Source organism: Acinetobacter sp. HR7 (genome assembly GCF_000773685.1).
Lineage (GTDB): Bacteria > Pseudomonadota > Gammaproteobacteria > Pseudomonadales > Moraxellaceae > Acinetobacter > Acinetobacter thermotolerans.
On the sequence record NZ_JPQO01000181.1, the window covers coordinates 1 to 8,922 of the forward strand.

The window sequence follows — 8,922 nt, forward strand, 5'->3', positions numbered from 1 at the left end:
TTGAGCATGTATTTGGCAGTTCGAAAACCTTCAAAATCCTCGCTGAGCGATATCGTAACCGTGGCAAAAGACTGAGCTTAAGATTCAATTTAATTGCGGGAATCTATAATTTGGAACTGAGTGAAAAATGACTTATGAAAGAGGTCTAATAAAAAAGAGCCTCAAATGAGGCTCTTTTTTAGCTAGACACTAATTATGCATTAGTTTCAGCAGGGATTTTCTGGAAACGTACACCGCCCATTTGTTCAGCGATACGCAGTACCTGGCAGCTATAGCCAACTTCGTTATCGTACCAAACGTATGCAGTCAGACGGTTGCCTGAAGTGATTGTTGCTTGCGCATCGAATACACCTGCAGTACGAGAACCAATAAAGTCAGAAGATACAACCTCAGTAGAGTTTGTATAACCGATTTGACCTTGAAGGCTAGAGTTGATAGAGATTTGACGGATATATTCATTTACTTCGTCACGATCAACTTCTTTCTCAAGAGTCAGGTTCAGGATCGCAAGAGATACGTTTGGAGTAGGAACACGTACTGAGTTACCAGTCAACTTGCCTTTCAACGCAGGAAGTGCTTTCGCAACCGCTTTAGCAGCACCAGTTTCAGTGATGACCATGTTCAGTGTAGCAGCACGGCCACGACGGTCAGCTTTGTGGTAGTTGTCGATCAGGTTCTGGTCGTTAGTGAACGAGTGAACTGTTTCAACGTGACCATTGATTACTGTGTATTTGTCGTTTAATACTTTCAGTGTTGGAGTGATCGCGTTAGTTGTACAGCTTGCTGCAGAGATGATCTTGTCTTCATCAAGAATGTCATCCTGGTTCACGCCGTAAACCACGTTTTTCATGTCACCTTTACCAGGTGCAGTCAGGATCACGCGTGAAACGCCTGGGCATTTCAGGTGTTGAGCCAGACCTTCTGAATCACGCCATTTACCAGTATTGTCGATTAGCAATGCATCTTCGATACCATACTGAGTGTAGTCCACTTCAGATGGGTTAGAAGCATAAATTACTTTAATAAAGTTACCATTCGCGATGATTGCTTCGTTTTCTTCATCTACAGAAATTGTACCAGCGAATGGACCATGGATAGAGTCACGACGCAGTAAAGACGCACGTTTTTCCAGGTCACCGTCAGCAGTTTTACGTACAACGATTGCTTTCAGGCTTAGACCACGACCTAGACCAGATTGGCTGATCATCAGACGAGCAAGGATACGACCGATACGACCGAAACCGTAAAGAACAACATCTTTGTTTTCTACAGTTGTTGCATTACCTTGGATTGGTTTAACAGCGTTTGCAACGAATTCGTTAACGTCACCGCCTTTTGCTTTGAATTCTTGAGCCAGTTTACCCAAGTCAACTTCAGCAGTACCGATATTGTCGATTTTTGCCAAAGCTTCAAGAATTGGGAAAGTGTTAACGACTGACAGTTCAACATCTAGTACGCGAGCACGACGGTGAGCTTTAAGGATCTGGATGACAGAACGGTTAATTAAAGAGCGACCATATACTGTAGCTTCGATATTTTTTTCACGGTATAACTGGCCAACTAGGGCAATCATACGTTCCGCGATTTCTTCACGGTTTTTCCAGCGACCTTGGTGCTCTGCATGGAGGGCAACGATAGTGTCTTTGCTCACAGATACGTCCTCTAATTAATTGTAAATCTAAGCATAAATTGCAAAACCACGTAATTGTAATGGAATTGACAGCAAGTTTGAATCAAAAGCTGCCAATGTCCGGCTTAAATTTCCCTATATTCATTATAAATTTGGAAAATAGTTGTAATTAGTAAGATGATTTTACATTTAAAAAATCCAAAATCTTATTTTTGATCAGACAAAAAGATTTTTGTTAAATGTTGTTTATTCACACAAACATTTTTCTATCATTCTTTTCATTTCTCTATTCTATCCTTGTAATACTCAAGATTCTTTTCTAAAGCCTTTTGCTGTATATGCTGCTTATAAAGATGTAATACACCTTCCACCACCAGCAACACCACTGCCAACCAGATCGGAATATAGGTCAGCCATTCTCCTGGCTCAACCCGCTCACCCAGTGCCATCGAAGCAAAAGCCAGTAATACCGGTTCCAGATAACTGAGCAGACCAAAAATCACAAAAGGTAAATAACGGCTGGCCAAAATATAACTTCCCAAACCCACAGCACTCAAAAAGCCTAACCCCAGGACTGTCAGAATCAGATGCGGGAAATTTACGATCAGCTGGAAAGAATCGCTATAAACAAAGCCCAGATAAAACGCCACCGGCAAGATCAGGCATAGATCCCACCAGAAACCGCCTAAATGATCAGTGCCAAAGCGACGGCGTAAAAAGAAATACACCGGATAAGCTAAGGCTACATATACCGTTTCCCAAGCAATCGAACCAATCCGCCAGAGCTCATGCCCTACACCTAATACAGCACAGACTACGGCGGCCAGCTGCCAACTGGAAAGTTTTTCCTTATAGAGAATGCATCCAAATAGCACCATTACCAAAGGGAGCAGGAAATAACCTAGCGATACCTGCAACCCACGTCCGTTGATGGGTCCCCAGAGAAACAGCCAGAGCTGAGTGGTACACAGTAAAGAACTGATAATCAGCCAGATCAGAAAGGTGGGCTGTTTTAGAACACGCTGAAAAATACTACTGATATGTTTCAGGTCACCCGACCAGCACATAAAGGCAGTTAAAAATGGTAATGTTGCCAGCATGCGCCAGGCAAAGGTCTGTTCACTATTTAGAGGCTGCAAAAAAGGCGTGAAAATATAAAGCACACCAAAAACCACCGATGCCATAACTGACAACGCGATACCTTTATACATTCACTACCCCAAGCTATCTTTGCCGGCATTATATCGAGATACCATCTGGAAAGCTTGCCTATACGCTTGGATCGAATGATAAATTTTCAGTGTAGGGGTTCAGCTTTTCCGAACATAAAAAAAACCATGCCGAAGCATGGTTTGAGGAGAGATCAGATTAACGTGCTGTCTGCTTGGTCTGAATCAGGTCACTCAGGTCATAGCCGACCGATCTTGCATATTCCAGATATTCATTCACAACTGCTGGATCTGGCTGTGGAGTACGTGACAATACCCACATATATTTACGTTTTGGCTCACCCACCAGTACGGTTTGATAATTATCATCCAGCTTTAAAATCCAGTAATCCCCACGAGCAATTGGAATCCAGCGGATCGCTTCTGGCAAGAAGCTGACTTTAAATTGCGTGTTGTAAGGTGGATTTTGAGCAAATGCTTCCCCCACGGATTGGGTTATAGAACCATCTTTTTTGATACAGCGGTTATCAACCTTAACATTACCATTTTCATTTAAGGTATAGGTCGCGGTAACATCACGGTCACATTTGTTCTGGAACTGCAGTGGCTTGCGGGCAACTTCATACCAGGTACCTAGGTAATTACCCAGATTCACCTTATCTACAGTAGGCAGTGGCTTGGTTTCAGCAGCAAAAGTCATGGTAGCGGCACTGAGCCCTAAACCTAATAGCACCGCCCCACCTACAGCAATCTTGGTAAGTTTCAGACCCGCTTGCGGGAGATTTCTAGTTATCATAAAGCATCCTTTTCGTTACACAGATCATTCAACAGAAGTCTGAAGCACATGTTTTTTAAAACAATTAATCTGTAGACCAAAATAGCGTCATCGTGTGAATGATTGTGTATCGATATGTAAGATTTATGATTAGTTTTGCACAACTAAAAATAGCCAGATCAGAGACTTAACTTAGCATCTGGGCCTTTAAACGCAGGATTTCATCACGTAGACGCGCGGCCTGTTCAAACTGCAGTTCCTTCGACGCTTTGAGCATCTCTTTTTCCAGCTTGCTAATGTGTTTGGCAAACAGTTTTGGATCTGCCAGCAAATGACGTTCATCTGCACTTAGCGCTTTGGCCTGATCGGAAATCCGTTCTTCGATTTGATCATCATCCAGCAGCTCACCGGTATCAATTTCCTTGATTACCTGACGCACGGCACTACGCGGCACAATGCCATGCTCTTCATTAAACTGCAGTTGTTTGGCACGACGGCGCTCTGTTTCATCAATCGCTTTCTGCATTGAATCGGTAATGCGATCCGCATACAGAATAGCCTTACCTTTCAAGTTACGTGCCGCACGACCAATAGTCTGAATAAGTGATCGTTCAGAACGCAGGAAGCCTTCTTTATCTGCATCCAGAATCGCCACCAGTGAAACTTCCGGCATATCCAGACCTTCACGCAACAGGTTAATCCCGACCAGAACATCATAAACACCGGTACGCAGTTCATGAATAATTTTCACACGCTCAACCGTATCAATATCCGAGTGCAAATAAGCCACTTTCACGCCATATTCTTTCAGATATGAGGTCAGGTCTTCCGCCATACGTTTAGTCAAGGTTGTCACCAGTACGCGCTCATTCAGATCTTTGCGGATATTAATTTCTGACAAAACATCATCGACCTGAGTCAGTACCGGGCGAATTTCAATTTCCGGATCAACCAGACCGGTTGGACGCACGACCTGCTCGACGATCTGCTCTGACTTTTCCAGCTCATAGTGTGCCGGTGTCGCACTGACATAAATGGTGGTCGGCACAATCCGTTCCCATTCCTCAAATTTCATCGGACGGTTATCCAGCGCACTTGGCAGACGGAAACCGTAGTTCACCAGATTTTCCTTACGTGAACGGTCACCCTTATACATCGCACCAATTTGCGGAACAGTCACGTGTGATTCATCAATAATCAGCAAGGCATCATCCGGCACATAGTCAAACAGTGTCGGTGGTGCTTCGCCAGCCGGACGACCGGATAAATGCCGCGAATAGTTTTCAATACCGTTGGTATAACCCAGCTGCTGCATCATTTCCAAATCATAGCGGGTTCGCTGTTCAATCCGTTGTGCTTCCAATAACTTGTCATTGGTACGGAAGAATTCCAGGCGTTCCTGCAGTTCTTCACGAATAGTTTCAATCGCACGTGCCAGATGATCTTTCGGTGTCACATAGTGGCTCTTCGGATAAATCGTCACACGTGGCACTTTGCGGATCATTTTGCCAGTCAGTGGATCAAACCAGCGGATGGAATCTACTTCATCATCAAACAGTTCGATACGGATGGCATTCTGGTCCGATTCTGCCGGGAAAATATCAATAATTTCACCACGAATACGATACGTACCACGTAAAAATTCCAGCTCATTCCGGGTATATTGCATCTCCACCAGACGGCGAATGATGTCATCCCGATTGATCCGGTCGCCTTCCACTACATGCAGCAACATGCTCATGTAGGCGTTCGGATCACCCAGACCATAAATCGCCGACACCGAAGCCACAATAATTGCATCACGGCGTTCTAATAAGGCGCGGGTTGCCGACAGTCGCATCTGATCAATATGGTCATTAATTGCAGCATCTTTCTCGATAAAAGTGTCGGAAGATGGCACATAAGCTTCCGGCTGATAATAGTCGTAATAACTGACAAAATATTCGACCGCATTATTCGGGAAAAATGCCTTAAATTCGCCATAAAGCTGTGCTGCCAGTGTTTTGTTATGCGCCATGACAATGGTAGGACGCTGGGTACGCGCAATCACATTGGCCATGGTGTAAGTCTTTCCCGAGCCCGTCACCCCTAGTAACAACTGATTTTTATACCCCTGTTCAATGCCCTGAACCAGTTTTTCAATGGCCTGTGGCTGGTCACCTGCTGGCTGATAATGAGTGACCAATTCGAAAGGGGTTTTATCTGACATAAGCTTTGGCAAATTCACTGGAAATACGTTGTTTTTATTATGAGGGCAAAATGGAATTACTCAATCCCTGTCTAGGTTGCTGTTTAGTAAAATAAAACAGGATCATTGTCATTATTTTATATTGCTTTACTCAGTTCAAATTTGATGAATAAGGGACAGAACAATCCAAATTGCTTTGAAACATATAACAATAATGAGTATAAAATTGAGATCTATAAAATTATAAAAAGCAGGCAAAATCATGAAAGATAAAGAATATCGTGAAATCGCTACTAAGAACCAATTTCGCTATATGGGCACAATCATATTTTGTATGGGTCTTTTCTATTTGTTCTTGGTCATTGGTGCCTTATTGAATAAGCACTTTTTATAAAAGGCCGTCACTTATGCAAAAGAATAAATTAAGCATTTTTAGACAGCAACTCTATTTAGGTTTGTTCGGTATCCTATTCTGGATTATTGGCGGAATTTTGACGTATCTGTTTGGGTAACGCTGCACAATAATGCCTTGACCCCTGCCCGTTTCAAAGGCAACATGAAATCAATCAGGATATCGAATAAAAAGTGCTATGACTTACCAATACCACGACGAAAGCATTGTCAAAAGTTTACCTGAAGATACGATTTTCGTATTTGGCAGCAATTTGGCCGGGCTACATGGCGCTGGTGCAGCCAGAACTGCTCTTGAGCATTTTGGCGCGGTTGAAGGCGTGGGTCGTGGCTGGTCGGGTCAAAGCTATGCCATTCCAACCATGAATGAGCATTTACAACAAATGCCACTATCCCAGATTCAACATTATGTTGAAGATTTTAAAACCTACACCAAAAATCATCCGAAGAATAAATATTTTATTACCTCCATCGGCTGTGGCATAGCGGGTTATAAAGTCGAAGAAATTGCGCCAATGTTTAAAGGCATTTCTCATAATGTGATTTTTCCGCAATCTTTCCGTCCTTTTGTGGAAAAACCATTGCCGAAATTGACTGAAAAATTCCTGAAAACCATTTTTAGAGATTCGATTATTTTTGCAGATAGCACAGACGACATCATTGATGTGCTTGCCTTGAGCGATAACGAAAAAACCCTGGCGAAAATCCTACTCAATACCCAAATGTACCCAACGGATAGTAATGGTCGGGATCGTGTCTTTGAAATTCAGGATATTCTGTATAACCTGCAAGGCAAGGTCTTCGAGTTTCAAAGCAATACTGAAGGATCCATGGTGTTCGGTGGCGTTATTCTCGCCTTGTTAGAACTGTATAATATGAATGAACAGGATTTCTCGGATGTCTGGCATGGAAAGCGTGAAATTGCACCGCCAAAACCTGAAAATAAGGCACGTAAAAAACCACATTAAGGTTTTCATCCCAATTGATCAAAAGCCAATATATCCATTGGCTTTTTTTCATAATTAAAATTAATCGAATGCCTAATCATTCAAAAAATCTAAATATAAAGATTTATATATCACATTATTTTAAATTAACTTTTTTACTCTTATACTGATCAAACGATATTAAATAATAATTGAGCTGCTTGAATGAATATGTTGGATTCCCCTTTTTTTGAACTTTCACCAGTCGCCATGTGGCTCGAAGACTTTAGTGAAATCAAAAAACAGTTTGATCTTTGGCGAGCTCAGGGAGTCGAGGATTTATTGACTTTTCTAAAGGAAGACGAAGCACGTGTTTTAGAATGTGCCCAAAAAATTAAATTATTAAAGGTGAATCCTAAAACCCTAGAACTCTTTCAAGCCAAAGATTTTGATCATTTACATCAGAATCTGGGACAGATCTTTAAAGAGGATATGAGCAAGACCCATATCCAGGAACTGGTCGCTCTATGGAACGGCGAAACCCAGTTTTCCCATCCTGCGGTGAACTATACCTTGACCGGTCAGCGCCTGGATATCCAACTGAAAGGAATTGTCCTGCCACAACATGAACATGATCTTTCCCTGCTGTTAATTACAACAGAAGATATTACCGCTTATACTGAAGCACGCCGTCTGGAAGAACGTAACCGTCATCTGGCCGAGGCACGTTTTATTTACTCACCCGCTTCACTTTGGGTCGAAGATTTTAGCCGGATTAAAATTAAATTAGATCATTTACGTGAATTAGGCATTGAGGATTTCAAGACTTTTCTGGATGTACATCATGAATTTATTCATGAATGTATTCGTGATATCCGGATTATTGATGTCAATCAGGCAACCCTGGATTTACTGGGTGCTTCCAGTAAAGAAATGCTGTTAAAAAACCTGCATAAAGTCTTTGCCAAAGATATGGTCCAGACTTTTAAAGAACAGCTCATTGAACTCTGGAATGGCAACCTGCATCATCAGCGTGAAGCCATTAATTATGCGCTGGATGGCAGTATCCGCCATGTTTTGCTGCAATTTACCGTGTTTCCAGATTATCTGCAGGACTGGAGTATGGTGCAGATTGCTTTGACTGATATTACTGCACGGAAAAAAGCGGAAAATTATCTGGAATATTTAGGCAAACATGACGTTCTGACCAAGCTCTATAACCGTGCCTTTTATATGGCAGAACTCAGCCGTCTGGAACGTAACGACATCCAACCGATTTCCTGCATTTTTATGGATCTGAATGGCCTCAAAGAAGTCAATGACAGCCTAGGACATGATGCCGGCGATAACCAACTGCGTCGTTTAGGCAATATCCTGAATCAGCTGATTCAGCATACGCCTTATTCTGCTTCGCGTATTGGCGGAGATGAATTTGTGGTGCTTTTACCGGGTGCAGATAAAGCAGCTCTGCAAAACTGTTTAAAAAGCCTGCAGGAGTTATTGGTTGTCGATAACCAGTTTTATTCACATCAGCCTCTCAGCCTTTCGATTGGTCATGCGACAAGTGCAGCAGGTGAACGAATTGAAGATATGCTAAAACGGGCCGATCAGGAAATGTATGTGCAAAAGAGAAATCATTACCAGCATCATAACCGTAGAGCACCAGCCTCCTAATTACTAGGGAGCTAAAATGTTAAAAATAAAAAAAGCCATGTAATAAACATGGCTTTTTTCAATCAGGAATTTGTCCCGTCCTGAAATAAGTTTACACCTTAAGAGACTTATTTTATGGAACATAAACGAGAACAACGAGTTAAACGTAC

At 42.3% G+C, this 8,922-nt stretch carries 6 protein-coding genes and 1 pseudogene; 3 read left to right on the forward strand and 4 right to left on the reverse strand.

The features are described 5' to 3' along the window. Positions 1–131: pseudogene (locus GW12_RS09940) on the forward strand (IS5/IS1182 family transposase); the annotation flags it as partial. A 62-nt stretch (positions 132–193) separates the two neighbouring features. On the opposite strand, the gene GW12_RS09945 reads toward GW12_RS09940, so the two are convergent. The 4 genes from GW12_RS09945 to uvrB form a co-directional block, all read right to left on the reverse strand. After that, complete coding sequence (locus GW12_RS09945; protein ID WP_034587054.1) at positions 194–1,651, reverse strand: glyceraldehyde-3-phosphate dehydrogenase; 1,458 nt, start codon at positions 1,649–1,651, stop codon at positions 194–196. 257 nt (positions 1,652–1,908) lie between these two features. Further along, complete coding sequence (rarD, locus tag GW12_RS09950) at positions 1,909–2,841, reverse strand: EamA family transporter RarD (protein WP_034587056.1); 933 nt, start codon at positions 2,839–2,841, stop codon at positions 1,909–1,911. A gap of 157 nt (positions 2,842–2,998) precedes the next feature. Next, positions 2,999–3,595 carry a lipocalin family protein gene (locus tag GW12_RS09955; protein WP_034587058.1) on the reverse strand — a complete coding sequence of 199 codons (597 nt, stop codon included), beginning with the start codon at positions 3,593–3,595 and terminating at the stop codon, positions 2,999–3,001. A gap of 166 nt (positions 3,596–3,761) precedes the next feature. Then, on the reverse strand, positions 3,762–5,783 hold the full coding sequence (uvrB, locus tag GW12_RS09960) for an excinuclease ABC subunit UvrB (protein WP_034587060.1): 2,022 nt from the start codon (positions 5,781–5,783) through the stop codon (positions 3,762–3,764). Between the two features lie 569 nt (positions 5,784–6,352). Here uvrB and GW12_RS09965 point away from each other — a divergent pair. Then, positions 6,353–7,141 carry a hypothetical protein gene (locus GW12_RS09965; protein WP_034587061.1) on the forward strand — a complete coding sequence of 263 codons (789 nt, stop codon included), beginning with the start codon at positions 6,353–6,355 and terminating at the stop codon, positions 7,139–7,141. A 183-nt stretch (positions 7,142–7,324) separates the two neighbouring features. Further along, positions 7,325–8,773, forward strand: a complete 1,449-nt coding sequence (locus tag GW12_RS09970; protein ID WP_034587063.1) for a sensor domain-containing diguanylate cyclase — start codon at positions 7,325–7,327, stop codon at positions 8,771–8,773. Positions 8,774–8,922: the final 149 nt, after the last annotated feature.